The sequence below is a fragment of the Actinoallomurus sp. CA-142502 genome, from assembly GCF_050936355.1.
GTDB lineage: Bacteria > Actinomycetota > Actinomycetes > Streptosporangiales > Streptosporangiaceae > Actinoallomurus > Actinoallomurus iriomotensis.
Genome location: NZ_JBNJMY010000001.1, coordinates 3,109,577 through 3,135,589, shown reverse-complemented (window position 1 = coordinate 3,135,589; position 26,013 = coordinate 3,109,577). Strand labels below are relative to the sequence as shown.

Annotated in this window: 21 protein-coding genes; 6 read left to right on the top strand and 15 right to left on the bottom strand. The window is 71.0% G+C overall.

The features are described from left to right. Positions 1–566 precede the first annotated feature (566 nt). From gatB to ACQEV1_RS15220, 6 genes are all read right to left on the bottom strand, one after another. Positions 567–2,063, bottom strand: a complete 1,497-nt coding sequence (gene gatB, locus ACQEV1_RS15245) for an Asp-tRNA(Asn)/Glu-tRNA(Gln) amidotransferase subunit GatB (RefSeq protein WP_433394482.1) — start codon at positions 2,061–2,063, stop codon at positions 567–569. Beyond that, entirely contained in the window at positions 2,060–3,565 is a 1,506-nt protein-coding gene (gatA, locus tag ACQEV1_RS15240) for an Asp-tRNA(Asn)/Glu-tRNA(Gln) amidotransferase subunit GatA (RefSeq protein WP_433394480.1), read from the bottom strand. Before gatA ends, gatB begins: the two co-directional genes overlap by 4 nt. A 76-nt stretch (positions 3,566–3,641) precedes the next feature. Then, on the bottom strand, positions 3,642–3,989 hold the full coding sequence (gene gatC / locus ACQEV1_RS15235; protein WP_285617935.1) for an Asp-tRNA(Asn)/Glu-tRNA(Gln) amidotransferase subunit GatC: 348 nt from the start codon (positions 3,987–3,989) through the stop codon (positions 3,642–3,644). Between the two features lie 88 nt (positions 3,990–4,077). After that, positions 4,078–6,177: a putative bifunctional diguanylate cyclase/phosphodiesterase gene (locus ACQEV1_RS15230; RefSeq protein WP_433394478.1), complete on the bottom strand. Its 2,100-nt coding sequence runs from the start codon at positions 6,175–6,177 to the stop codon at positions 4,078–4,080. A 224-nt stretch (positions 6,178–6,401) separates the two neighbouring features. Next, positions 6,402–8,564, bottom strand: coding sequence for an NAD-dependent DNA ligase LigA (ligA, locus tag ACQEV1_RS15225; RefSeq protein ID WP_433394476.1), 2,163 nt, complete (start codon positions 8,562–8,564; stop codon positions 6,402–6,404). A gap of 110 nt (positions 8,565–8,674) precedes the next feature. Further along, positions 8,675–9,412: an SDR family oxidoreductase gene (locus ACQEV1_RS15220; RefSeq protein WP_433394474.1), complete on the bottom strand. Its 738-nt coding sequence runs from the start codon at positions 9,410–9,412 to the stop codon at positions 8,675–8,677. Positions 9,413–9,534: 122 nt separating this feature from the next. Here ACQEV1_RS15220 and ACQEV1_RS15215 point away from each other — a divergent pair, with 122 nt between their 5' ends. Then, on the top strand, positions 9,535–9,894 hold the full coding sequence (locus tag ACQEV1_RS15215; RefSeq protein WP_433394472.1) for a winged helix-turn-helix transcriptional regulator: 360 nt from the start codon (positions 9,535–9,537) through the stop codon (positions 9,892–9,894). Here ACQEV1_RS15215 and ACQEV1_RS15210 read toward each other — a convergent pair. The 5 genes from ACQEV1_RS15210 to ACQEV1_RS15190 all read right to left on the bottom strand — a co-directional run bounded on the left by ACQEV1_RS15210 (position 9,891) and on the right by ACQEV1_RS15190 (position 17,449). Then, positions 9,891–13,148 (bottom strand): NACHT domain-containing protein, encoded by a 3,258-nt coding sequence (locus ACQEV1_RS15210; protein WP_433394470.1) that lies wholly within the window; start codon positions 13,146–13,148, stop codon positions 9,891–9,893. The genes ACQEV1_RS15215 and ACQEV1_RS15210 overlap by 4 nt on opposite strands. Positions 13,149–13,208: 60 nt before the next feature. Then, entirely contained in the window at positions 13,209–14,207 is a 999-nt protein-coding gene (locus ACQEV1_RS15205) for a methionine synthase (RefSeq protein WP_285617941.1), read from the bottom strand. Between the two features lie 20 nt (positions 14,208–14,227). Continuing rightward, on the bottom strand, positions 14,228–15,043 hold the full coding sequence (locus ACQEV1_RS15200) for an LLM class F420-dependent oxidoreductase (protein ID WP_433405911.1): 816 nt from the start codon (positions 15,041–15,043) through the stop codon (positions 14,228–14,230). A 39-nt stretch (positions 15,044–15,082) separates the two neighbouring features. Then, positions 15,083–16,159, bottom strand: a complete 1,077-nt coding sequence (gene mnmA, locus ACQEV1_RS15195) for a tRNA 2-thiouridine(34) synthase MnmA (protein ID WP_285617943.1) — start codon at positions 16,157–16,159, stop codon at positions 15,083–15,085. Between the two features lie 129 nt (positions 16,160–16,288). Further along, the gene (locus ACQEV1_RS15190; protein WP_433394467.1) at positions 16,289–17,449 is read right to left on the bottom strand and encodes an RNA-guided endonuclease InsQ/TnpB family protein; all 1,161 of its coding nucleotides are present in this window, start codon (positions 17,447–17,449) and stop codon (positions 16,289–16,291) included. 322 nt (positions 17,450–17,771) lie between these two features. Between ACQEV1_RS15190 and ACQEV1_RS15185 the strand changes: the two genes are divergently transcribed. Further along, the gene (locus ACQEV1_RS15185; RefSeq protein WP_285617945.1) at positions 17,772–18,779 is read left to right on the top strand and encodes a DUF695 domain-containing protein; all 1,008 of its coding nucleotides are present in this window, start codon (positions 17,772–17,774) and stop codon (positions 18,777–18,779) included. A 73-nt stretch (positions 18,780–18,852) separates the two neighbouring features. Here ACQEV1_RS15185 and ACQEV1_RS15180 read toward each other — a convergent pair whose 3' ends face one another. Together ACQEV1_RS15180 and ACQEV1_RS15175 are read right to left on the bottom strand one after the other, a co-directional pair. Next, entirely contained in the window at positions 18,853–19,152 is a 300-nt protein-coding gene (locus ACQEV1_RS15180; RefSeq protein WP_433394465.1) for a hypothetical protein, read from the bottom strand. Positions 19,153–19,468: 316 nt separating this feature from the next. Then, positions 19,469–20,623: a cysteine desulfurase family protein gene (locus ACQEV1_RS15175; RefSeq protein WP_433394463.1), complete on the bottom strand. Its 1,155-nt coding sequence runs from the start codon at positions 20,621–20,623 to the stop codon at positions 19,469–19,471. Between the two features lie 150 nt (positions 20,624–20,773). Here ACQEV1_RS15175 and ACQEV1_RS15170 point away from each other — a divergent pair, with 150 nt between their 5' ends. The 4 genes from ACQEV1_RS15170 (at position 20,774) to ACQEV1_RS15155 (ending at position 24,163) form a co-directional block, all read left to right on the top strand. Continuing rightward, positions 20,774–21,295: a TetR/AcrR family transcriptional regulator gene (locus ACQEV1_RS15170; protein WP_285569563.1), complete on the top strand. Its 522-nt coding sequence runs from the start codon at positions 20,774–20,776 to the stop codon at positions 21,293–21,295. An 87-nt stretch (positions 21,296–21,382) separates the two neighbouring features. Continuing rightward, positions 21,383–22,594: an MFS transporter gene (locus tag ACQEV1_RS15165; RefSeq protein WP_433394461.1), complete on the top strand. Its 1,212-nt coding sequence runs from the start codon at positions 21,383–21,385 to the stop codon at positions 22,592–22,594. Positions 22,595–22,697: 103 nt separating this feature from the next. Then, complete coding sequence (locus ACQEV1_RS15160) at positions 22,698–23,255, top strand: RNA polymerase sigma factor (RefSeq protein WP_433394459.1); 558 nt, start codon at positions 22,698–22,700, stop codon at positions 23,253–23,255. Then, the gene (locus ACQEV1_RS15155) at positions 23,252–24,163 is read left to right on the top strand and encodes a hypothetical protein (RefSeq protein ID WP_433394457.1); all 912 of its coding nucleotides are present in this window, start codon (positions 23,252–23,254) and stop codon (positions 24,161–24,163) included. Before ACQEV1_RS15160 ends, ACQEV1_RS15155 begins: the two co-directional genes overlap by 4 nt. Positions 24,164–24,223: 60 nt before the next feature. Here ACQEV1_RS15155 and ACQEV1_RS15150 read toward each other — a convergent pair whose 3' ends face one another. Then, positions 24,224–25,174, bottom strand: a complete 951-nt coding sequence (locus ACQEV1_RS15150) for an electron transfer flavoprotein subunit alpha/FixB family protein (RefSeq protein ID WP_433394455.1) — start codon at positions 25,172–25,174, stop codon at positions 24,224–24,226. Positions 25,175–25,185: 11 nt separating this feature from the next. After that, entirely contained in the window at positions 25,186–25,965 is a 780-nt protein-coding gene (locus ACQEV1_RS15145; RefSeq protein WP_285569578.1) for an electron transfer flavoprotein subunit beta/FixA family protein, read from the bottom strand. Between the last annotated feature and the right edge of the window lie 48 nt (positions 25,966–26,013).

Genomic DNA, 26,013 nt, shown 5'->3' with positions numbered 1-26,013 from the left:
CCGCCCGGCACCACAGGTGGCGGCCGAGCACGGCGGGGTCGTCGTGACGGCGCGAAGCCCGGGCGTCATCGGCGTCGCGGTGCTCGTCGCCGGCCGAGAAGGCGGCAGGAGCTGACCGCGGCTCTCGGCCTGATCATCGGTGGGTGTGGGACAGCCCTTGTCTCCCGTACGACACTCTGCCGGTCCGGACGCGACCGTCGCCGACGCGGAACGGCGCGGGCTCCGGCTCGATCCGTGGGCGTGACATCTCCACCGTGACGACGCCCCACATCCGCGACGACACCGCCCATCGCGTACGGAATGTGCCGCTTCCTGACCGGCGCTCGGAACAAGCGGCCACGGCAGGCGCCCGCCGGGCGGCCGGCTCGCGTGTGGGCGGCGATGACGCGGCGCCCGTGGCGCTCCAGGGCCGACACGGTGGTGCCGTGGCGCAGGTCGACGCCGCTCCGCGTACGGACCGGTGCCAGAAAGTGCCGCTCCACCGGGCAGAGCGGGGCGCCGCAGATGGTCCGGACACGCTGCGGCGCGGCGCCCGTTTCCGGGAACCGCGCCGCGGCGGGCCGGTGTCAGCCGGTCAGTTTCTGGATGATCAACTCGCGGGCGCGGCCGGCGTCGGCCTGGCCTCGGGTGGCCTTCATCACGGCGCCGACCAGGGCTCCGGCCGCGGCGACCTTGCCGCCTCGGATCTTCTCGGCGATGTCCGGGTTGCCGGCGATGACCTCGTCGATGACGGTGGACAGCTCACCCTCGTCGCTGACGATCTTCAGCCCGCGCTTCTCCACGACCTCGTCCGGGGTGCCCTCGCCCGCGAGGACGCCGTCGAACACCTGACGGGCCAGCTTGTCGTTCAGCGCGCCCTCGGCGACCAGTGCGCTCACGCGGACGACGTCGGCCGGGGTGACCGGGAGCTCGCTGAGCTCGACGCCCTGCTCGGTGGCGCGGCGGGACAGTTCGTTCATCCACCACTTGCGGGCCGCGGAGGCTTCCGCGCCGGCGCGTACAGTCTCCTCGATGAGGTCGAGCGCGCCCGCGTTGACGATGTCCTGGAGCTCCTTGTCGCTGAGGGACCACTCCGCACGGACCCGCGCGCGGCGGGCCGCGGGGAGTTCGGGCCGGTCGGTCAGCAGCTCGTCGACCCACTCGCGCGGCGGCGCCATCGGCACCAGGTCCGGCTCGGGGAAGTAGCGGTAGTCCTGCGCCTCTTCCTTGCTCCGGCCGCTCGTCGTCGTGCCGGTGTCCTCGTGGAAGTGACGCGTCTCCTGGATCACCCGCTCCCCCGCGTCGAGCACGCCCGCCTGCCGCTCGATCTCGTGGCGTACGGAACGCTCGACCGAGCGCAGGGAGTTGACGTTCTTGGTCTCCGAGCGGGTGCCCCAGACCGAGGAGCCGGCGGGCATGAGCGACACGTTGACGTCGCAGCGCATCGAGCCCTGCTCCATCCGCACGTCGGACACGCCCAGGGCGCGGACCAGCTCGCGCAGTTCGGTGGCGTACGCCCGCGCGACGAGCGGCGCCTTGTCACCGGTGGCGACGATCGGCTTGGTGACGATCTCCACGAGCGGGATGCCGGCGCGGTTGTAGTCGACCAGGGAGTGGTCGGCGCCCTGGATGCGGCCGGTGGCGCCACCGACGTGCAGCGACTTGCCGGTGTCCTCCTCCATGTGGACCCGCTCGATCTCGATGCGGTACGTCTCGCCGTCGACCTCGACGTCGAGGTGGCCGTCGACGCACAGCGGCTCGTCGTACTGCGAGATCTGGAAGTTCTTCGGCATGTCCGGATAGAAGTAGTTCTTCCGGGCGAACCGGCACCACTCCACGATCGAGCAGTTCAGCGCCAGCCCGATCTTGATGATGCCCTCGATGGCGGCCTGGTTCGTCACCGGCAGGGACCCCGGCAGGCCGAGGCAGACCGGGCAGACCTGAGTGTTCGGCGGGGCGCCGAACTCGGTGGAGCAGCCACAGAACATCTTGCTCTTGGTGCCCAGCTCGATGTGGGTCTCGATGCCCAGCACCGGCTCGTACCGGGTCAGCGCCTCGTCGTACGGCACCAGCGTGGTGGTCACTTCACAGCCTCCGTGAGGTCAGGGGCCTGCGCCAGCAGCGGGCCGCCCCAGCGATCCTGCAGGGCCCTCTCCACGGCGGCGGCGACGCGGTAGGTCCGGTCGTCGGCCAGCACGGGCGCCATCACCTGCAGGCCGACCGGCAGGCGATCCTCGTCGGCCAGGCCGCAGGGCACCGAGATCGCGGCGTTGCCGGCGAGGTTCGACGGGATCGTGCACAGGTCGGCGAGGTACATCGCCATCGGGTCGTCGGCCCGCTCGCCGATCGGGAACGCGGTCGTCGGCGTGGTCGGCGACACCAGCACGTCCACCTGCTCGAACGCGGCGTCGAAGTCGCGGGCGATGAGGGTGCGGACCTGCTGGGCCTTGCCGTAGTAGGCGTCGTAGTAGCCGCTGGACAGGGCGTAGGTGCCGAGCATGATGCGGCGCTTGACCTCCGGCCCGAAGCCCTCGGCGCGGGTCAGCGCCATGACCTCCTCGGCCGAGCGGGTGCCGTCGTCGCCGACGCGCAGGCCGTAGCGCATCGCGTCGAACCGGGCCAGGTTGGACGAGCACTCCGACGGCGCGATCAGGTAGTAGGCGGGCAGCGCGTGGCCGAAGTGCGGGCAGGACACCTCGACGACCTTCGCGCCGAGCGACTCGAGCAACTCGACCGCCTCGCGGAAGCGCGCCAGGACGCCCGGCTGGTAGCCCTCGCCGCCGAACTCCTTGACGACCCCGATCCGCAGGCCCTCGACGTCGGCGCGGCGCGCGGCCTCGACCACCGGGGGCACGGGCCGGTCGATCGAGGTGGAGTCCATCGGGTCGTGCCCGGAGAACGCCTCGTGCAGCAGGGCCGCGTCCAGCACCGTACGGGCCATGGGCCCGGGCGTGTCGAGCGAGGAGGCGAACGCGACGACGCCGTACCGGGAGGAGCCGCCGTAGGTCGGCTTCATGCCGACCAGGCCGGTCACCGCGGCGGGCTGACGGATCGAGCCGCCCGTGTCGGTGCCGGTGGCGAGCGGCGCCTCGTACGCGGCGACGGCCGCCGAGGAACCGCCGGAGGAGCCGCCGGGGATCTTCGTCAGGTCCCACGGGTTGTGGGTCGGGCCGAACGCGCTGTTCTCCGTGGAGGAGCCCATCGCGAACTCGTCCATGTTGGTCTTGCCGAGGATGACCAGGCCCGCCTCGCGCAGCCGCGCCGTGATCGTCGCGTCGTACGGCGGCTGCCAGCCCTCAAGGATCTTGGACGAGCAGGTGGTCGGCATGTCCTTGGTGGTGAAGACGTCCTTGTGCGCGATGGGCACGCCCGCGAGCGGGCCGAGCCGCTCACCGGCCGCGCGGCGGGCGTCGACCGCCTGCGCCTGCGCGAGGACGTTGTCCTCGTCGACGTGCAGGAACGCCTTGACGTCGCCGTCGACGGCCCTGATGCGGCCGAGGTGCTCGCGCGCGATCTCCTCCGCCGACGCCTCGCCGGAGGCGAACAGCTCCGCGAGCTCGGCCGCGGTCTTCTTGATGGTGCTCATTGGTCGCTCACCGGCTCCTCACTCGCTCCGCGGATGAGCTGGTGCCTCATCCGTCCACTGCGCTCGGTCCGGCTCATCACGCCTCCTCGTCGAGAATCCGCGGGACCTTGAAGCGCTGCTGCTCGGCGGCCGGAGCGGCGGCGAGCGCCTGTTCGGGCGTGAGGCCCGGCCGCACCTCGTCGGTGCGGAAGACGTTGGTCAGCGGCAGCGCGTGCGAGGTCGGCGGGATGTCCTGCGCCGCGACCTCCTGGACCCGCGCGACGGCGGAGATGATGTCGCCGAGCTGGCCGGCGAGATGGTCGAGCTCGTCCTCGCGGAGGGCCAGCCGGGACAACCGGGCGAGGTGCGCGACCTCGTCGCGGGTGATGGCACCGCCGGACGCTCGCTCTTCGGCGGAGCCCGTGGCGGCGTGCTCATCAGGCATAGGGAAACCGTTTCTGCGATCGATGGATTCGTCTCAATCCTAGAGGGCGTGGCCCCCTGGCACCGACCGGTTTACCCAGCGCTGATCGTCAGCAGGCGGCCTCTTCCGGGGCGGCGAGCTGGTGTGACCGCCCTCGCAGCCAGGCGGTGGCGTCGTCGGCCGTCATCGGCGGCCGGAAATGGTAGCCCTGGGCCGCGTCGCAGCCCATCTTGCGCAGGAGGTCCGCGGTCGCGGCGTCCTCGACGCCCTCGGCGACCGAGCGGAGCCCGAGCGTGCGGACGAGATCCACGATGGACTGCACGATCACCGCGTCGTCACCGGTGTCGCACAGGCGTCCCACGAACGAGGAGTCGATTTTGATCTCTTCGACCGGCAGGCTCCTCAGGCGTACGAGGGAGGAGTAGCCGGTGCCGAAGTCGTCCAGGCTGAGCGGGATGCCGAGCTTGGCGAGCGCGGCGACCGTGTCGGCGGCGTAGGCCGGCTTGGTCATGAGGATCCGCTCGGTTATCTCCAGCTGGAGCGCGTGCGGCGGCACGGCGTGGCGCATCAGACCCGAGGCGATCGTCTCGGTGAGCGTCGAGTCGAGCAGGTCGCGCCCCGAGGCGTTGATCGAGACCTGGACCGGCAGCCCGGCCTGCCACCACTCGGCCACCTGCGCGAGGGCGGCCTCGACCACGAAGCCGGTGATGCCGCGCATGAGGTACGTCTGCTCGGCGATCGGCAGGAACTGGTCGGGGGGCAGCAGGCCCTTGGTCGGATGCCGCCACCGCAGCAGCGCCTCCATACCGGCCGGGCGGTCGTCGTCGAGGAAGATCTTGGGCTGGTAGTGCAGCTCGAGCTCACCGCGGTCGATGGCGCGGCGCAGCTCGCCCTGCCGGCCCAGGCGCTCGGGCGAGTTGCGGTCGCGGTCGGGTGAATAGATCTCCACCCCGGTGCGGTTCTCCTTCGCCACGTACATCGCGACGTCGGCGCGCTGCATCAGGAGTTCGAAGTCGGGCGCGTGGTCGGGGTGGAGCGCGATGCCGACACTGCCGTCGAGGTCGAAGGAGTTGCCGTCGAGACGGACCGGCTCGCCCAGCGCGGCGCGCAGCCGGGCCGCCACCTCGCGGGCGGCGCGCGCGTCGCGTACGGACGGCAGCAGCACCGCGAACTCGTCGCCGCCGAGCCGCGCGACCAGGTCGCCGGGCCGGACGCTGTGCGTCAGCCGGTGCGCGACCAGTTGCAGGAGACGGTCGCCGGTGGGGTGGCCGAGCGTGTCGTTGACCTCCTTGAAACGGTCGAGGTCCAGCAGGAACAGGCCGACCCGCTGCTGCGGCTCCTCGTCGGCCCCCCGGCCCTGGGCCGCCCGCCGCTCGGCCCGGTGGCGCGCCTCGGCGAGCGCCTCCTCGGTACGGACGATCAGCAGCTTGCGGTTGGGCAGGCCGGTCAGGGCGTCGTGCATGGCCTGGTGCTCGCGGCTGACCGAGACCGAGGCGTTGAGGTAGACGGCGATGAACGGCAGCACGAACAGCGGCATGAACGCGGCCGACCGGCTCATCGCCACCGCGACGAGGGGCGCCAGCCCGAGCAGCGCGGCGTTGACGAGCAGCTGGAGCCCGAGGTTCCAGCGCATCGCCTTCAGCATCGAGCCGCGCTCGTGGAACGCGATCGCCCCGTTGACCAGCACGGAGTTGACGAGGAAGTACGCCGTGCCGGCGAGCGCCATCGGCACCAGGTCGGCTCCGTCGGGGATCCACACGTGACTCGGCGAGGCCGTGATGCCGAAGGCCAGCAGGGTCAGGCCGGCCGCGGTGAAGCTCAGGGTGTACTGGCCGACGTTGAAGACGGTGCGGTGCAGCGCACGGCGGCGCAGGACGCCGGTGGCCGCGGCCGCGAACGCATGGAACAACAGGGCCGTGGGCAGGCCCGCGTAGATCATGGTCGCGAACGTGAAGGTGGTCGAGATCGTGGCGCCGGTCGTCTCCGTGGCGCCCGGCGTGACGATCGGCTTGAGCTCGCCGAGCACGATCAGGCAGGCGAGAATCCAGAAGAGCGGGTTACGGACCAGCTCCTGGACGTCGACGCCGCGAAGGAAGGCGACCGAGGCGGCGAGCGCCGCGATGCCGGCCGAAGTGACACTGACGACGTAGACCCACAGCGGCGATCCGCGCCGAGGGACCGTGTCTCGCGTGTTGTTCGGGTCCTTCATCACGTCCTCGAGGGGTTACACCAAACGCTCCGCTTTCGATGTCTGCGGTGGTGTTTGGACGGACACAGGTTGTGTTGAGGGGAGACTACGACGTTCGGGCAACTTCGCGAAACCGGTTGGGCACGTTCTGTTACGTCCGAAATCTAGGGGTCCACGGTACGACAGTGATCGAACGATACCGTACGGTATGTTGTCGCAGGTCAGAAAGCGACGAACGGCCGCCGTCACTCCTCAGACGCGACCGCCACCTCCCTGGCCGCATCCGGCCCCTTTTCCAGCAGAACGCCGAAGCCGGCCTCGTCTAGAAGAGATACGCCCAGCTTGACTGCCTTGTCGTATTTGGACCCTGGGCTGTCGCCGAACACCACAAAGCCGGTCTTTTTCGACACCGAACTCGACACCTTGCCGCCGAGGTTCTGCACGGCGGCGGTCGCGGAGTCGCGGCTGTAGCCGTCGAGCGAGCCGGTGATCACCACGCTGACGCCCTCGAGGGGCCGCGGACCGTCGCCGCCCTCGTCCTGCATGCGCACCCCGGCCCGGCGCCACTTGTCCAGGATCTCCTGGTGCCACTCCTCCTGGAACCAGTCCTTGACCGAGGCCGCGATCGTCGGGCCGACGTCCTCGACCGCCGTCAGCTCCTCCTCGGAGGCCTCGATGATGCGGTCCATCGACCGGAACTCCCGCGCCAGTGCCTGCGCCGCCGTCGGCCCGACGTGCCGGATCGACAGGGCGACCAGGACCCGCCACAGCGGCTGCTCCTTGGCCTTCTCCAGCTCCTCGAACAGCTTTTCCACGGTCTTCTTCGGCTCACCGGCCTTGTTGGCGAAGAAGGTGACGACCTTCTCCTCCCCCGTGTTCGGGTCGATCTTGGGCAGGCCGGTGCGCTGCTCGCGGACGACGCTCTTGATCGGGAGGAGCTGCTCGACCGTCAGGTGGAACAGGTCACCCTCGTTCTTGACCGGGGGGTCCTCGGGCTCCAGCGGCTGCGTGAGCGCGGTCGCGGCGACGTAGCCGAGCGCCTCGATGTCGAAGGCGCCGCGCCCGGCGACGAAGTAGAGGCGCTCGCGGAGCTGGGCCGGGCAGGTGCGGGCGTTCGGGCAGCGGATGTCGACGTCGCCCTCCTTCTGGGCCCGCAGCTCGGTGCCGCACTCGGGGCAGTGCGTCGGCATCTCGAACTCACGCTCGGTGCCGTCGCGCAGGTCGCTCACGGGCCCGACGATCTCGGGGATGACGTCGCCGGCCTTGCGCAGCACGACCATGTCGCCGATCTTGACGCCCTTGCGCCGGACCTCGTCGGCGTTGTGCAGCGTCGCGTACGCGACGGTCGAGCCGGCCACCTTGATCGGCTCCATCACGCCGTACGGCGTCACCCGCCCGGTGCGGCCGACGCCGACCCGGATGTCGAGGAGCCGCGTGTTGACCTCCTGCGGGGGGTACTTGAACGCGATCGCCCAGCGCGGCCACCGGCTCGTGGACCCCAGCCGCCGCTGGAGCGCGAGCTGGTCGACCTTGACCACCACGCCGTCGATCTCGTACGCGGGCTCGTGCCGGTGCTCGCCGTAGTGCTCGATGTACTCGCGGACCTGGTCGAGGCCGTCGACCACGGTGTAGCGGTCGCTCACCGGCAGCCCGAACCCGCGCATCAGCTCGTACGCCTCGGACTGGCTCCGCGGCTGCTTTCCGCCGTTCCACGTGCCGAAGCCGTGGACGATCATGTCGAGCGGACGCCGCGCGGTGACGCGCGGGTCCTTCTGCCGCAGCGAGCCGGCCGCGCCGTTGCGCGGGTTGGCGAACGGCGCCCGGCCGGCCTCGACCAGGCTCTCGTTGAGCTTCTCGAACGCCTCGACCGGCAGGTAGACCTCGCCGCGCACCTCGAGCAGCTCGGGCACGTCGTCGCCGCTCAGCTGGGTCGGCACGCTGTCGATGGTGCGGATGTTGTTGGTGATGTCCTCGCCCGTGCGGCCGTCGCCGCGCGTCGCGCCGCGTACGAGCCGGCCGTTCTCGTACGTCAGGTTGACCGCCAGCCCGTCGATCTTCAACTCGCACAGGAAGGAGGCGAGCGTGCCGACCTCCTTCTCCGCGCGCGTCACCCAGGCGCTCAGGTCGTCGGTGTTGAAGGCGTTGTCGAGACTCTGCATCCGCTCCAGATGCTCGACGGTCTCGAAGTCGGTGGTGATCGGCGCGCCGACCTTCTGGGTCGGCGAGTCGGGCGTGACCAGCTCGGGATGCTCGTCCTCCAGCGCGCGGATGTCCCGCATCAGGCGGTCGTACTCCGCGTCGCTGATGGTCGGCGAGTCGAGGACGTAGTAACGGTAGTTGGCCTCGTCGAGCTCCTGGGTCAGCTCGCCGTGCCGCTGCCGGGCCTCGTCGGGTACGGATGTCGCCACGTCTGTCTCCCTGCCGTGCGGGTGCCGCTGAGAGATAGTCTCTCGCGTGGCTGTGACAGTTTGACCTGCGGCTCGCCCGTCGCCGGGCTCGTTCACCGGCGAAAGCGGCGTCAGGGAGCGGGGAGCACGCGGAAACCGCCGTCGACGGGGATGCGGACGCCGGTCGTCGCTTGGAAGTCCCCGCCGACGACCGCCGCGATCACCTTCGCCACGTCCTCGGGTTCGAGCATGCGGCGCAACACCGAACGCTCGGCGCGGGCCTTCTCCATCTCCGGCGTCAGGTGAGCCGTGGCGTCGGTACGCACCGCGCCGGGCGCCACGACGTTCACCCCGATCCCGTACGGGCCGGCCTCGGCGGCGACGTGCCGCGCGAAGGCGTCGAGCGCCGCCTTGGCTGTGGCGTGCGCGATCGCGCCGGGACTGGTGCCGTCGGCGCTGAGGCTGGAGACGTAGATGATCCGGCCGCTCCCCTGCCCGCGCATCACGGTCATCACGCGCTTGGTCAGGTGGAAGACGGCGGCCATCTCGCCCTCCACCTTGCCGATGAAGTCGTCCCAGGTCATGGCGTCGAGCGACGCGAACGGCGGGTTGATGTTGGCGTTGCAGACGAGCGCGTCGACGGTGTCACGGCTCCGTACGAGGGCGGCGACCTGCTCCGGATCGCGGACGTCGGCCCGGACGGGCTCCGCCGTGCCGCCTTCCCGCGTGATGTCCTCGGCGACCTTCTCGGCGCTCGCCGCGTCGCCGCGGTAGTTGACGACGACGTGGTAGCCGCGGCGTCCCAGCTCTCTGGCCGTCGCGGCACCGATCCCCCGGCCGCCGCCGGTGATGAGGGCGGTCTTCGACACTTCATCCTCCTCTTTTCCTTGCCTGCGGGGGCTCACGGTAGAGGTGCGCGCTAACCCCTGGTAAGTACATACCCTGAGGTAAGCTCCGTACGTCGGAGACGGCTCGCAGGATGGAGCGAGTGGTGGGTGACGTGTTTCACAGGGACTGCCCGGCGCGCATGGTGCTCGACCACGTCACCAGCCGGTGGGGCGTGCTGATCCTCACCGCCCTGCGCGAAGGCGACCTGCGCTTCTCCGAGCTGCGCGAGAAGATCGAGGGCATCAGCGAGAAGATGCTGTCCCAGACCCTGCGCATGCTGGTGAGGGACGGCCTGGTGTCCCGCGCGGTCGAGCCGTCCACCCCGCCGAAGGTGACCTACGGCCTGACGACACTGGGCAAGGGCATCACCGAGCCCCTGGAGGGCCTGTCCGGCTGGATCCGCGACCACGCCCCGGACATCCTCGCCGCCCAGGCATCCTTCGACGCCGCGGGCCGTGACTAGAACCGCACGATCTTCACGGTTCGGTGCAGTCTCTCGCTCCCCCGAGCCTGCTGCCCCTCGCCGAGCGAGATCCTCAGATTTCGAAGGCCGGTGAGCGGGGCGAGGTCCACGTCAACGGCCGCCCCTTGCAACAGGAGCTGGCGCAGGGCGGACAGGCCCGCGAGCGGTGACAAATCACGGATCGACGGACCCGAGAGACCAAGCATCTTCAGCTTGCCGAGTCCGCTCAACGGACTGAGATCCGTAAGGCGGGGACAGTCCAGTAGTTGCAGAGAGCTGAGCGGCAGGCGCGCGATCCCCGCGAGGTCGGTCACCCGCTCTTCGGCACGTACATCCAGGTGCGTCAGCTTTGGATGGTAGCCAGCGACCTCGTGCCAGTACCGGTCGCCGAGGCGAGCGCCCTCCAGGTACAGCAGGTCCAGCTCGCGGAATGGTTTCAGCACGTCGTCGGTCAGGCTTTGGCAGCCTTGAAGGCTCAGATCAAGCAGTCCTGGCTGCGCCACGAGGTGCGAGAAGTCGTGTTGCTCATCCAGTCCGCTCAATCCCAGCCCTCTGAGACGCGGCAGCAGTGACAGGAAGCCGAGGTCAACGCCGAGGCGGTCTGGATAGAGATAAAGAACCTTCAGCGCGGGGAACGCCGTGAGCGGTGACATGTCGTCGACCGTCCCCTCAACGCTCAGCCAGATCGCTTCGAGACTGGGATGCTCGGCCAACAGGGGTAGGGCTTCCGATGACACGTGGGCCTGCACCTGCTTCAGTGCCGGGACTCCGGCCAGCGAATCCAAAGCGACCCCTGGCGGCAGCGACGCCGCCAACCAGGTGAGATGGCGAAGCGGACCGAGCGCGGGCAGAAGCCGAGGATTTCTGATCCTCAGCTTTCCCTCAAGCAGCGGCGCGTCGGCGAGAACGCGTTCGGCGTACTCTCCCGGCTCGAAGTAGTCCCACGCGGTGACCAGCTCCTCCTGGACCCTGGGCCTCGGATCGGTCGCGTAATGCGACAAGATCTCCAGGGCGCGCGGGCCGTTGACCAGCCAGGCCGTCCGTACCGTGGCGACCGCCTGGGCCTCCGGCAACCCTTCCAGCGACTCCGGGAGGCGCCGCAGGATCTCCTCGCCCGCCGAGGCGAGGCGGCGGGCCTCCGCGGCGTTCCTCGGTGGGATCAGGCGGGACACGCAGCGTTCCACGCGGTCCTTTGACTCGCGGGGTACGTCCGGGATGGTCTCCAGGCACGCGGCGACCAGCATCCGCAGGCGGTGGCCGTACCTCGGTTCCGCCTCGGCGCGGTCGAGGAGGCCCGTCAGGAGTTCGCGGCGCAGTGGGCCGTTGGCGTGGCCGGCCGCCATCAGGACCGTCTCGCGCCACTGGTCCAGGTGGGCCTTGGTGACGAGCGTCTCAATGTCGGCGTCGTCGGCCGCCTGACGGGCGGCGAGGTACTCCTGGACCGTGCGGTGCACGAAGTCGATCCGGCCCGGTACCGGCTCGCGGATCACGCCGCTGCGCTGGATCAGGTAGTCCAGGATCTCCTCGGCCGTCGCGGCGACGCGTGGCATGGCCTCCGCCCTGGCCTCGACGCGTCGCAGGGCCGTGGTCCTGGACAGTTCGGCGCGGCCGAGGACGGTGAGGCGCCAGGCCAGTTCCTGGAGCAGCCGTTCCTTCTGCTCGCGTTCGAGCACGATGCCGGGGTGGCTGCGGATGCCGCGTTCGACGTCCCGGCGCTCCAGCAGCAGGTCGAGGACCGCGCGGTACAGGCCCATGCGGTCGCGCGGAAGATGGGTCACGCGGTCGAGGTTGAGGGCGCACAGCATCGCGGCGAGCAGCGGCGTCGTCGCCAGCGCGCGCAGGTGGGGGCCGCCCTCCAGCCGGGCGAGCAGGCCGCCCTCGTACGCGGGCAGGTCCTCCGGGGCGCACGGCAGGTTCCCCGCGTGGCGGACCGCCTCGTGCCACTGCCTCACGAGTTCGCGCAGGTTGTCCGGGGTCATCGGCTCCAGCATCACCGGCCGGAAGCCCTCCCCGGTCAGCCAGCGGCTGTCCGCCGCCGCCGGGCGGGACGTGATGATGGTCCGTACGCTCGGGTAGACGTCGAGGAGCTCGCGCAGCCAGCGCCGGAGCGTCTCCCGGCGGCCGTACGGCACCTCGTCGACGCCGTCGATCAGCAGGATCCCCCGGCCGGTGTCGAGGACGCGGTGCGCCCATCCGGCGGGCGCCAGCCCGCCGAGCGGCCCGGCGACGAGGTCCTCCGGCTGCGGCAGGGGTCCGTCGCTCCAGCTGCGGAGTTTGATCAGGAACGGGACGCGCCCGTTCCAGTCCCGCAGGTCGCCGGTGAACGCGCCGCGGGCCGCCGTCACCGCGATCCAGCCCAGTAACGTGCTCTTGCCCGACCCCGCCTGGCCGCGCAGGAGCGTACGGGACGAGCGGGCGAGCATCGACTCGGCCGGCGCGGTCGACGGCTCCCGGTCCGCGCGGTCCCCGGTGAGCGCGGCCATCTTCAGCGGGCCGCCGTCGTCGCGTACGCGGTCCTCTGCGGTCGCGGTGAGGCTGATGTAGGCGACGCTCAGGGTGGCGCGGGGACGGTAGTTCTCCACGCGGAGGCCGAACAGCTCGATCTCGTCGAGCGTGCGGCCGAGATGTTCGAGGTACCGGCGCTCGAACTCCGCGTCGTCCCGGGTGCCGGACGGGGCGTCGAGCGACCGGGCCGGGATCCGGTCGAGCGCGACCGCGATCCGGTCGCCCAGATCCGACAGGCGTGCCAGCGTCTCGGCGAGCGCGCGCGGCGTGAACTCGGCGAGGCCGAGCACGATGCGGACCAGGCAGTCGCAGCACTCGTCGAGCGCGACGTCGTACAGGCGCGTGGCCGCCTCGCCGAGCTGTCCCGCCGGGGCGGGTACCAGCGCGCGGACACGCCGGGCGAGCTTCACCGGGTCCGCGTCGGCCGCGAAGAGCGTCTCGTCGGACAGGTCCATCATGCCCAGCGCGCGCTCCGCCTCGGCCAGCGCCGCGGCGCGGTCCTCGTCGGACAGGCCGCCGTACTCCTGCTCGATCAACGGCGTCAGGCGGCGCTCCACCGAGTCGGCGATGTCCGCGAGCTGCCGTTCGACCTTCCGGCGGGCGAAGCGGTCCGGGAACGACACCCTGATCAGCTCGGTCAGGTCCTTGCCGCGGTCGGAGTCGGCGGCGCGGGCGGCCAGCCACTCGCGGCCGGCGCGCCTGGCGACCGTCCGGCCGGCGGCGGCAGCGGCCACTTCGAGTCCCGTCATCTTCGCCCCCGGGCGCCGATTCGCGACGACACTCCGAAATCGACGCCTGCGACGGGGGCGTTACCCGTCCTCGGAGGTCTCCAGGAGGACGCGGGCGGCCTCACGGCAGTGCTTCAGGGCCGTTCGGGCGTACGCCGGGGTGGCGCCGGCCAGGCCGCACGACGGGGTGACCACCACGGCCTCGGCCAGGGACTTCGGGGAGAAGCCCAGGCGGCGCCACAGCTCACGTACCCGCGCCACCGAGCGCTCCGGCTTCGGCAGCCTCGCGTCGGTGCCCGGGATCACGCCCAGCAGGAAACCGGTGCCCGCCTCCACGGCCTCGCCGATGGCCTCCTCGTCGCGGAGCAGGGACGCGTCCACCGACACGGCCTTCGCACCGGCGGCGCGCAGCAGGCCGTACGGGACACGCGGGGCGCAGCAGTGGACGATCGGGAACGCCTCCACGCGCTCGATGACCCGGCGCAACGTGTCCTCGGCGATCGGCGCCTCGACCGAGCGGATGCGGGAGAAGCCGCTCGCGGTCGGCACCGTTCCGGCCAGGACGCCCGGCAGCGACGGCTCGTCGAACTGGACGAGCAGGTCGGCGCGCGGCAGCCGGCGGCGTACGTCGCGTACGTGCGCGGCCACGCCCTCGGCCAGGGACGCCGCCAGGTCACGCACGGCGCCCGGGTCGGCGAGCGCGCGCTCGCCGCTGCGCACCTCGATCGACGCGGCGAGCGTCCACGGCCCGGTCACCTGGATCTTGAACGGGCCCGCCACGTCGCCGGCCTGCTCTTCGAGCGTGTCCAGGTCCTGGGCGAGGAGGCCGTGCGTACGTGAGGCGTCGCGGCCGGGGCGGTCGGCGAATCGCCAGCCGGACGGCTGTACCGCGACGGCGAGGTCGACGAGCAGCCCGGCGGTACGGCCGATCATGTCGGCGCCGGGGCCACGCGACGGCAGCTCGGGCAGGTGCGGCAGGTCCGGCAGCTCGCCGAGGACGACCCGCAGGGTCTCCGCGGGGTCCGTGCCGGGGTAGGAACCGACGCCCGTGGCGGCGCCGGCGGCCCAGGGAAAGTTCACAGCGTGAGCCTAGTGCGGCCTCAGATGAGCTCGGCCATCCGGTCGAGGCGGCGGAACGTCTCGTCGGCCGGCTCGGTCGGCAGGAAGAAGAGGATCTCGTCCACGCCCGCGGAGGTGAGCTGCTCCACCGCGTCCGGTTCGGACCGGGCCGCGTAGGCGACGACCGGCACGTGCCGTCCGGCGCGGGCGCGCAGGTCGGCGATGGCCCCGGCCAGGACTCCGTCGCGGTCGCGGCCGGCCACGGGCATCCAGCCGTCCCCGTACTCCACCACCCGGTCGAGCGTCTTCGGCCCCCAGCCGCCGACGAGGACGGGCGGCCGGCGTACGGGCTTGGGCCAGGAGAAGATCGGGTCGAAGTCGACGAACTCGCCGTGGAACTCGGCCTGGTCGTTCGCCCAGATCTCCTTCACCGCGAGGACGTATTCCCGCATGCGCGCCATCCGGGTCTTCGGGTCGGTGCCGTGGTGGAGCATCTCCTCGCGGTTCCAGCCCGCGCCGATGCCCAGGACGGCGCGGCCGCCGGTGACCAGGTCGAGTGAGGCGGTCTCCTTGGCGAGCAGGATCGGGTCGCGCTGGTTGATCAGGGCGATGCCCGTACCCAGCTCCAGGCGCTCGGTGACGACCCCGGCGGCGGTCAGGGCGACGAACGGGTCCAGCGTCCGGTAGTACTGCCGCGGCAGGTCGCCGCCCCCGGGGTACGGGGTGGCGCGGGCGACCGGGACATGCGTGTGCTCGGCCAGGTAGAGCGAGGCGAAACCGCGCTCCTCCAGGGCGGGACCGAGCACGGACGGCGCGATCCCCTCATCGGTCACGAACGTCGACACGCCGAATCTCATACTGCTCACGAACGCCCTTTACCCGCCACGGCGGGCGGATCACGCCGGGGAGTGCTCCGCGACCGCGATCGTGGCCGAGCCCAGGACCCGGTCCCCCGCGTACAGGACCGCGGCCTGGCCCGCGGCGACTCCGCGCGCCGGGCGGTCGAGGGTCACGCGGAGCAGGTCGCCGTCGAGCCGGGCGGTGCAGTCGTACACCTCGCCGTGCGCCCGCAGCTGGACCCGGCAGGCGAGCGGCTCATCCGGCGGCGACGCCAGCCACACCGGACGCTCGGCGACGATCTCGTGGACGTCGAGCGCCTCACGCGGGCCGACCGTCACGGTGTTGGTCACCGGCGAGATGTCCAGGACGTAGCGCGGCCGCCCGTCCGGCGCGGGCCGGCCGAGCCGCAGGCCGTGCCGCTGGCCGATCGTGTACGCGTACGCGCCGTCGTGCTCGCCCAGGACCTCGCCGGACGTGTCGACGATCGGGCCCTTCTCCGCGCCGAGGCGTTCGGCCAGGAACCCGCGGGTGTCGCCGTCGGCGATGAAGCAGATGTCGTGGCTGTCGGGCTTGTCGGCGACGGCCAGGCCACGCCGGTCGGCCTCGCGGCGCACCTCCGCCTTGGTCGTGTCGCCCAGCGGGAACATCGCGTGCGCGAGCTGCTCCTTCGTACAGACCGCCAGGACGTACGACTGGTCCTTGGCGAGGTCGACGCTGCGCCGCAGCACACCGTCGTCCAGCCGCGCGTGGTGCCCGGTGCAGACCGCGTCGAACCCGAGGGCGAGCGCGCGGTCCAGCAGCGCGGAGAACTTGATCTTCTCGTTGCAGCGCAGGCACGGGTTGGGCGTACGGCCCGCGGCGTACTCACTGACGAAGTCCTGCACCACGTCGCGGTCGAAGCGCTCGGCCATGTCCCAGACGTAGAACGGGATGCCGATCACGTCGGCGGCGCGCCGCGCGTCGCGGGCGTCCTCGAGGGTGCAGCAGCCGCGGGCGCCCGTACGGTAGGACTTGGGGTTGGCCGACAGTGCGAGGTGGACGCCGGTCACCTCGTGGCCGGCCTCGGCGGCCCGTGCGGCGGCCACGGCGGAGTCGACCCCGCCCGACATGGCGGCGAGTACGCGAAGAGTCATGACGTCATCGAGGGTACGCACCCGAGGCCGCTGAGGGAAAACGCGCCCGCCCACGCGCGAGGCCGCCCGCACGCGAATACGATTGGCGACACTGTGACTCCTCCGCTCCGTGAAGGGAACGGCTTCTCGCTAAGCCGCTCCCGCAGCCTTGCGAAGGGCAAGCCCTGCCCTCAAGATGTTGATCGCCGCGTTCACGTCGGCGTGCGCGGTGTGCCCGCACGCCGTACAGGCGAACTGGGCCTGGGTGGGGCGGTTCTCCTTCGCGCGGTGCCCGCATCGGGCACACGTGCGGGAGGTGTTGGCGGGGTTCACTGCGATCAGCTCACGACCGGCGCTTTCAGCCTTGTGCGTGAGGATCGTCAGGAAACCCCCCCAACCCGCGTCGAGTATCGAGCGATTCAATCCGGCCTTGGCCGCAACGTTGCGGCCCGGCGCTTCGAGGGTTCCGGAGGCCGATCGGGTCATATTCGCGATCCGCAGGTCTTCATGCACGATCATGTCGTAACCGCGGACCAGCGCGAGGGCCGCTTTATGCGCGCCGTCCAAGCGCTGGCGGCGCACCTTGGTATGCAGCGCGACGACACGGGCTACAGCCTTGTGGCGGCGCTTGGAGCCGCGTTTCTTCCGCGCCAACGCCTGCTGGGCCGCCGCGAGACGGCCTGCGGACGCGGCCAGGTGGCGCGGGTTCACCAGGTGTTCTCCACCGCTGGTTGTAACGAGCGAGGCGACGCCCATGTCAATACCGGCCGCCGCACCTGTGGCGGGCAAAGGCCCGGCGGGCACGTCGTCGCACGACAACACCACGTACCAGCGGGAACCCTCCCGCTTGACACTGATCGTCTTGACCCGGCCGGCTACCGGCCGGTGCTGGTGGACCCGGACATGTCCGATGCCCTGAAGGCGAACGAACGTCGCCGCGCGATGCTCGGGCTGGGAATCCCAGCGGCAGCCGTCCCCGTCCTTGGGCCACTCCACGGTGTCGAACCAGCCGCGTCCTTTGAAACGGGGGAATCCCGGCTTGCGCCCAGCCTTCAAGCGAAGGAAGAAAGCGGTGAACGCCTTGTCAAGGCGGCGCAGGGTGGCCTGCTGGGAGGAGAACGACCATCGGCCCTGACCGGCGGGGTCGTCGGCGCGGATGTGCTTCAACTCCGCGGACTGATCGCCGTACCGCACCCTCACGCCGGCCTTGCGGTAGGCGGTACGCCGATGCTCCAAAGCCGCGTTGTACAGCTCTCGGTGGTCCTGCAGGCATGCCGACAATGCGACGTTCTGCCTGCTGGTAGGACGCATCAGGAACTTGTAGGACCTACGCACGACCACCGCCCACGAACGCTCGCTCGTACGCCTTGGCGCGGATCGACTCCTCCAGACGGGCCCTCACCCGCCCGCCGAGAACCGGGTGGCGGTAATTCGGCCACCCCACGTGGTATCCGAGGCCATACGCCGAGCGGAGGGCTGTGCGTACCTGACAGGTCACACGACCGTCATAACAGTCCCATGAATTTGATGTTCAGCAAAGGGAGCAACCCGCCGTGACTCAAGAAGGAAGAAAACCAGCCAAGGACGGCATTTCCCGCTCGCCTAAAGGCGACGGCCCCTTGCCGAGGCACTGATGGGAATCTTCCGTCGCTCATCCGACGCGCCCGCGCCGTACGTCGAAGCCATCGCCCGTTTCTGGGAGTGGTGGCCGCAGGCCCGCCGGCGTCTGGACGAAGGGGTGCCGGCCGACATCGCCGATGAGATGTCCGCGCACGTCGAGGCGATGCACGCCGACCTCGAATGGGAGATCGGCCCCGGGCCCAGCCTCACCGTGAGCGGCGGCGGCGTGGACGAACTGCGCGGCATCGCCGAACGCTGGCGGCTCGGCGCGCCCGGCGATGACAACTGGAAGTACCGCGCCGCGCGGCCCGCCGACCCGGCGATGCTCACCGGCAAGCTCCAGCTCGACGACCACGAGTTCGACCTGGACTACGTACGGATGGGCCTGCGCGCCGACTCCTCGCGGGCCCGCGTCGACGTGGTCGCCTACCACCCCGACTTCCTGTTCGTACCGGAGGAGACCCAACTGGCGCTCACCCACCGGGTGCTCGACTGGGCGCTGGGCGAGGACGACGTCGCGCGGTGGATCGGCGAGGTCACGGCGGCCGAGGAGGAGCCCATGGACGCGCTGCCGGCGAGCATGCTGCCGCCGGTGGTGGAGCAGATCGCCGCGCCGTTCGGCGAGCCGGCGTGGCTGGTCGGCGAGGGCCGCACGCCCCTGGGGCACGCGGCGCGCGTCGCCGTGCGCTTCCCCCTGCACCGGCAGGACTATCCGCTGTGCGACGTGTACGTCGCGGTGACCCTGCCGTACGCCAGCGCCAACCCCGACCGGCTGCCGGTCGAGCCGTCGGCCTCGACGCTGCGACGCTTCGAGGAGGCGGTGGAGGCGATGGGCCCGCGAGCGGTCCTGGCGGCCCACGAGACCGGCGACGGGCGCCGGGTGCTGCACGTGTACGCCGACCCGGACTCGGGCGCGGTCGCGGAGCTGGACCAGCTCGCCGCCGCCTGGTCGGAGGGCCGCGCCAAGGTCACGTCCCAGTCCGACCCCGCCTGGTCCGCGCTCGCCCCGTACCGCCCCTGACCACCGGCCCGCGATTCACGTTGACCCGCCTCGTCGCCTAGCTTAGCTAGGGCGTGTTTCAGAAGTACCGTCGTCAGTCGCCGTTGAAAAGAAGGTAGCGGTGCGGTTCGCGCTCGATTCGGCCGGTCAGCTCGATGATCTCCTGGGCGGCTTGAGCCTCGCCGTCCGATGTCTCTTCTGCGAGCCTGTGAAGCTCAGGGATCACGAGTCGCATCTGTGATCGGTTGAATACCGTGTCATCGTGGGGATCGACGCCGCCGAGCATCGGCAGGTCCAGATGCCGTGCGCGTTCACACAATCCGTCGATCGCTGGGTGGGTGCAGGTTGCTTCGACAGCGCCGGTAAACGTCCGTATCTGCACGCTGATCCCCATGCGGAGCACCATAGCGCCGACGTTTTGGCCTGGTCAGAGTCGAGCCGGTTGATCGCGCACTCCACCGCGTGGCGCTGATCATCTCGGAGGCGGATCACTCAGATGATCAACTTCTGAAACAGGCCCTGGACGAGTGATCCTTTTGATGCGTCACCGCTTGTGGACGACGCGCCGGAGACAGGTGTAGCCACTGGCGGGCTTCTCCTGTGAGCAGAGAGTTCTCCTGTCAGAAGAACCCGGGAAACGAACACCCGCCTCCGCCCGGTCCGACCGTCCGGTTCTCCCAGCGCCGTGATTACGCCTGCCGCCGGCGGTGTCAGACGGCGCCGGCGCGGCGGGCGCGTTCGACGACCGGGGCGATCTCCTTGGCGGTGGCGTCCACGTCCGCCCGGGTCGAGGTGTGGCCCAAGGAGAACCTCAGCGATCCCCGCGCGCGGGCCAGGTCGGCGCCCATGGCCAGCAGTACGTGGCTGGGCTCGGCGACGCCCGCCGAGCAGGCCGAGCCCGTGGAGCACTCGATGCCGCGGGCGTCCAGCAGCATCAGCAGCGCGTCGCCCTCGCAGCCCGGGAAGGAGAAGTGCGCGTTGCCGGGCAGGCGGTGGACCGGATCGCCGTTGAGGACGGCGTCCGGGACCTCCGCGCGGACGCGTGAGATCAGCTCGTCGCGCAGGCCGGCCAGGCGTGCCGCCTCGCTGTCGCGGCGGGACACCGAGGTGCTGACGGCGGCGGCGAAGCCCGCGATCGCCGGGGCGTCGAGCGTGCCGGAGCGCACGTCACGCTCCTGACCGCCGCCGTGCAGGACGGGGACCGGGTCCAGGCCCTTGGCCAGCAGCAGCGCGCCGACGCCGACTGGGCCGCCGATCTTGTGCCCGGTGATCGTCATGGCGTCCGTGGTGAACCGGACCGGCAGCTGCGCGGTGGCCTGGACCGCGTCGGTGTGGAACGGGATGCCGTGCTCGCGGGCGATCGCGGCCAGCTCGTCGACCGGCTGGACGGTGCCGACCTCGTTGTTGACCCACATCACGCTGACGACGGCGACCGAACCCGGGTCGCGCTCGATGACGGCGCGCAGCGTCTCGGGCAGCACCCGGCCGTGCTCGTCGACCGGGAGGGTCTCGACGACCGCGCCCTCGCGTTCGGCCAGCCAGTCGGCGGAGTCGAGGACGGCGTGGTGCTCGATCGCGCTGATGAGCACGCGGTTGCGGGCGGGGTCGACGCCGCGGCGCACCCAGAAGATGCCCTTGAGGGCCAGGTTGTCGGCCTCGGTGCCCCCGCTGGTGAAGACGACCTCGCTGGGCCGCGCGCCCATCGCCTCGGCGATGATCTCGCGCGACTCCTCGACGACACGCCGGGCCCGGCGGCCGGAGGCGTGCAGTGACGATGGGTTCCCGACCTGCGCGAACTCGGCGGTCATCGCCTCGATCGCCTCGGGCAGCATCGGCGTGGTCGCCGCGTGATCCAGGTACACCATGGCGGCATCAGCCTATCGGCGCGCGTCCCACGGGGCGACGGCGCGGTCTGGCCGTACGAGGTCATCCGGATCTTCCCCCTTCTGGGAAGAAAAGCGCCGTCTTTCCGGTTTGGCCAACTGTACCGTCCGGACGGTATAGTTAGGAACGCCATGAGACGAGACGCCCTCCTCGACGCCGCCGAGGCCCTGCTCTGCGAGCAGGGCACGCAGGCGCTCACCCTCGCCGCGGTCGCCGACCGCGCCGGGGTCAGCAAGGGCGGGCTGCTGTATCACTTCCACACCAAGGAAGCGCTGATCAGAGGTCTCGTCGAACGACTCATCGAGGAGTTCGACGCGCTCATAGCGTCGTTCGACACCGGCGGCCCCGGGGCGTACACGCGGGCCTTCGTCGAGGCGAACCTGGCCGTGGTCATGGACCGCGACCAGTCACGGCTGCTGCGACGATGGGCGACGGTGAGCGCGGCCGCCGCCGACCCGGGACTGCTCGCCGAGATCCGCGAGGCGATGCATCGCTGGCACGACCGCGATCCGGCGGACGATCCCGATCCCGTCGCCGCGCGAATAGCGCGGCTCGCCGCCGAGGGGCTCTGGGAGGTCGCCATGCACGACCCCGGCCTCTACGACGAGACGCAGCTCGAAGAGCTGCGCACCCGGCTGCTGGACCTGCTCTAACAGCCGAATGACGAAGTGACGAGCCGGCACCCGACGGGTGCCGGTCGTTTCGTGCGCAACGCGAAACCAGTTGAAAGAGGTGAAATCATGACGTCTCGCGTCCTCAGCCGGGCGCGCCTGGGCACCGTTCTCACGTTCGCCCTGGCCGGCATGCTCTGCGGAGTCTGGGTGTCACGCACACCGGCGCTCGCCGACCGGTTCGGCCTGAGCGACGGCTCCGTCGGTGTCGCCATCCTCGTCTGGGGTGTCGGCGCGATCATCGCGATGCAGGGTCTGCGGGGCGTCATGGCCCGCGCCGGCAGCGCCGCCGTCCTGCGGGTCGCGGCGCCGCTGACCGCGGTGAGCCTGCTGCTCATCGCGCTCGCCCCGTCGTGGCCGCTGCTGCTGGCCGCCGTCGCGATGTTCGGCATGACCTTCGGCCTGACGGACATCGGCATGAACGCCCAGGGCAGCGCCGTGGAACGTTCCTACGGGCGACCCGTCATGAACGGCATGCACGCCGGATGGTGCGCGGGCGCCATCTCCGGTGGCCTGCTCGGCGCGCTCAGCGCCTCCGCCGGGATGTCGTTCGGCCAGACGCTCTTCGGCGGCGGGCTCGTCGCCCTGCCGGCCGCGCTGGTGCTGGGCCGCACCTACGTCCCGGAGCGCCCGGCGTCCGCGGGCGGCTCCCCCACGGCGAGGTCCCGGCGCGCACGGCTGCCGCTCGTGGTCTACCTCGTCGGCGCGCTGGCGTTCGCCGCGTTCATGATGGAGGGCTCGATCGCCGACTGGAGCGGGCTGTACCTGAGCCGTGAGCTCGGTGCCGGCGAGGCGATCGGCGCCCTGGGGTACCCGCTGTTCGAGGCGGCCATGCTGACCGGGCGGCTCGTCGGCGACCGGCTGCGGACCCGCCTCGGCACGCGCCGCCTGATGACGTACGCCGGGCTGGCCACGGCGGCCGCGATGGGCGTCGTCGTCGCCGCGCCGACCGCGTACATGGCGCTGGCCGGGTTCCTGCTGACCGGGCTGGCCGTCTGCACGGTGGTCCCGACCACGATCTCGGTGGCGGGTACGGTCGTGCCCGGCCGGTCGGCCGCCGCGGTGGCCCAGGTCGGCGCGATGGGGTACGGCGGGCTGGTGCTCGGCCCGGTGGTGATCGGATTCCTCGCCGACGCGGCCTCGTTGCGAGCCGGTCTCACGGTGGCGGTCGTCCTGGCGCTGCTCATCGCGGCCGGCGCCCGGTTCGTCCCAGTGCGGCGCTTCCTCCTCACGGTGCCCGAACGCGACCTGGAGCCGGAGACCGTCGACCTGGCGGCCTGACAGGTCCGCGGACGGGCGGTGAAATGGTGCGGATCGGCCGGACACGTTCGGAGGTGTGACCGCGGTACTCCCCGCGGCTCCGCACCGACCGAGAGGAGACGGCTTGCGACCTCCCGATGAGAAAAGACGACGATTCGAGGAGATCTACGCGGCCTGCCATGACCCGGTGCTCGGCTACGTCATGCGCCGTACGAGCGACGGTCACGACGCCGCCGACGTCCTCGCCGAGACGTTCCTGGTCGCCTGGCGGCGGCTCGACGACGTCCCGCCCGGGGACCAGGCGCGTCCCTGGCTGTACGGCGTCGCCCGCCGGGTGCTGGCCAACCACCATCGCGGCGAGCGGCGGCGCACCGCTCTCGGCGATCGGCTGCGCGCCGAGTTGGCGTCGGCCGTGCGCCCGCCGGACCGCCTCGCCGAGTCCGGTGCGGTCGCGGACGCGTTCCGCAGCCTGTCCGACGACGACCGGGAACTGCTGTCCCTGGTCGGCTGGGAGGGCCTGGACGCCGGTCAGATCGCGACGGTCCTCGGCTGTTCCCGCAACGCCGTACGGATCCGGCTGCACCGGGCGCGCAAACGCCTGGCCCGCGCGCTGGAGGCACGCGACGCCCACACGGAGGCCTACCCGCATCAGGCGCGGATCGTGAAGGAAGAACACGCATGAACCACGACAAGCTGATCGGGCGGCTCGCACCCGTCACCGACGAGGAGATCGCGCACATGGTGAGCCCGCAGACCAAGACCGACCTGGCCGAGCGCATCATGACGACCGCGGCCGACACCGCTCCGGCACCGCGCCGCCGGCGCCGCCTGGTGCTGTTCGGCCTGCCGCTGGCGGTGGCGACGGCCGCCGCGACGGTGGCCGCCGTCACACTGACCGGGTCTTCGGGCTCGCCGACGCCGACGACGTCCCTCGGCCCGCAGAAGGTGCAGCCGGCCGCCCTCTCCTTCTCCACCCGGGGGAAGTACCTCGTCGTCAAGGTCGAGGACCCGCTGGCCGATCCGGCGCGATACAAGAAGGAGTTCGCCGCCCACGGCATGGACATCACGTTGAAGGTGGTCCCCGCGTCCCCGTCGGTGGTGGGTACCGTGGTGATGACGGACCTGCCGGCCAACGTCAAGATGATCCCGGCCAAGGGGAAGTGCTACAGCGGCGGTGGCGCCTGCCCCGTCGGTGTGCGGATCCCGGTCGGCTTCCACGGCAGCGGCGCGATCGTCTTCGGCCGGGCGGCACGGCCGGGCGAACAGTACAACAGCACGAACAGCGCGTTCGCGCCGGGCGAGGCGCTGCACTGCGTGAACATCCGCGGCCTGACCGTCGATCAGGCGCTGCCGATCCTGCGGCGTCACAAGGTCGCCGTCGGGCAGTGGCACTACGACGAGAAGCGTCCGACCGGCCCCTACGGCGTGACCACGCCGAACCGCGGAAAGATTGCTGGATCGTGGTACGTCACGGACGCGGACCCCTGGGCGCCCGGTCAGGTCCTGCTGTGGACCCAGCCGACGATGCCGAAGCTCTCCCCGGGCGCGACCGCGTCCCAGAGGCGTCTGGCGGCCGGCTGCCCGCGCTGACGGAGGCCGCGCACACGACGGTGCCCCGGCGAACACTCGCCGGGGCACCGTCGCATGCGACTACTTGCGCTTGTTGATCTCTTCGGTGAGCTGCGGCGCGACCTGGAACAGGTCGCCCACCACCCCGTAGTCGACCAGCTCGAAGATCGGCGCCTCGGCGTCCTTGTTGATGGCGACGATCGTCTTGGAGGTCTGCATGCCGGCCCGGTGCTGGATGGCACCGGAGATGCCGACCGCGATGTAGAGCTGCGGCGACACCGTCTTGCCGGTCTGGCCGACCTGGAACGTGTGGGGGTACCAGCCGGCGTCGGTGGCGGCGCGCGAGGCGCCCACCGCCGCGCCGAGCGAGTCGGCCAGCTCCTCGATGAGCTTGAAGTTGTCCGCGCCACCGACGCCACGGCCGCCGGAGACCACGATCGCGGCCTCGGTCAGCTCCGGCCGCTCGCCCTTCTCCTGGACGACCTTCTCGACCACCCGCGCGCCCTTGGCGGCGTCGGACAGCGTCACCGACACCTGCTCCTCCTCCGGAGTGGAGGGGGACGCCTCGGCCGCCGCGGAGTTGGGCCGTACCGCGATGATCGGCGTGCCCTTGGTCACCTTCGCGTGCGTCACGACCGCGCCGCCGAAGATCGAGTGCTCGCCGACGAAGCCCTCCTGGAGGCCGACGACGTCGGTGAGGACGCCCGACTCGGTGCGGACCGCGAGCCGGCCGGCGATCTCCTTGCCCTCGCCGGTCGCGGCCACGAACACCGCGGCGGGCGACTTGTCGGCGACGAGCTTCGCGAGCAGCTCGACCTTGGGCGCCACGACGTAGGAGGTCAGCTCCTCGTCGGCGGCGACGTAGACCTTGCCGGCGCCGTACTCGGCCAGCTTGTCCTTGGCGCCCTCGTAGCCGGGTCCGACCCAGACCGCGGCGGCGTCGCCGTACGCACGGGCGAGCGTCAGCAGCTCGAACGTGACCTTCTTGACCTCCCCGTCGACATGGTCGACGAGGACGAGAATCTCCGCCATCTCCCCGCCCCTCAGACGAACTTCTTCGACGCGAGGAAGTCGGCGGCCTTCACGCCACCGTCGCCCTCGTCCTTGATGATCTGACCCTTTTCACGCGGCGGCGCGTCGGCGAAGTCCACGACCTCGGTGGAGGCTCCGGCGAGCCCGACCAGCGCGGCGTCGATCTCGGCGTCGGCGACAGCGAGCTTCTCGACGGGCTTCTTCTTGGCCGCCATGATCCCCTTGAACGAGGGGTAGCGCGGCTCGTTGATCTTCTCCACGACGCTCACGACCGCGGGCAGCGTGGCCTCGACCCGGTCGAAGCCGTAGTCGGTCAGCCGCTGGGCCTTGAGCGAGGTGCCGTCGATCTCCACCTTGTTGGCGAGCGTCACCTGGGGAACGCCGAGCCGCTCGGACAGCATCGCGGCGAGCACGCCCATGCGCGCGTCGGTCGACTCCGAGCCCAGGATGACCAGGTCGAACCCGATCTTCTTCAGCACCTGGGCGAGGGCGTACGAGGTCGAAAGACCGTCCGAGCCCACGAGCGCCTCGTCCGTCACGTGGACCGCCTTGTCGGCGCCCATCGCGAGGGCCTTGCGGATCGATTCGGAGGCCTTGTCCGGGCCCATGGTGAGGACCGTCACCTCACCGCCCTGGGACTCCTTGATCGCCAGGGCCTCTTCAACGGCGTACTCGTCGAGCTCGTTGATGACACCGTCGGCGGCCTCGCGATCGAGGGTGCTGTCGTCGGACTTCAACTTTCGTTCGCTCGCCGTGTCGGGCACCTGCTTAACGCAGACGACGATGTTCATTCCGTGTACGCCCTCCCTGCACACTCCATGACGCGCCTCTCTCCCTCC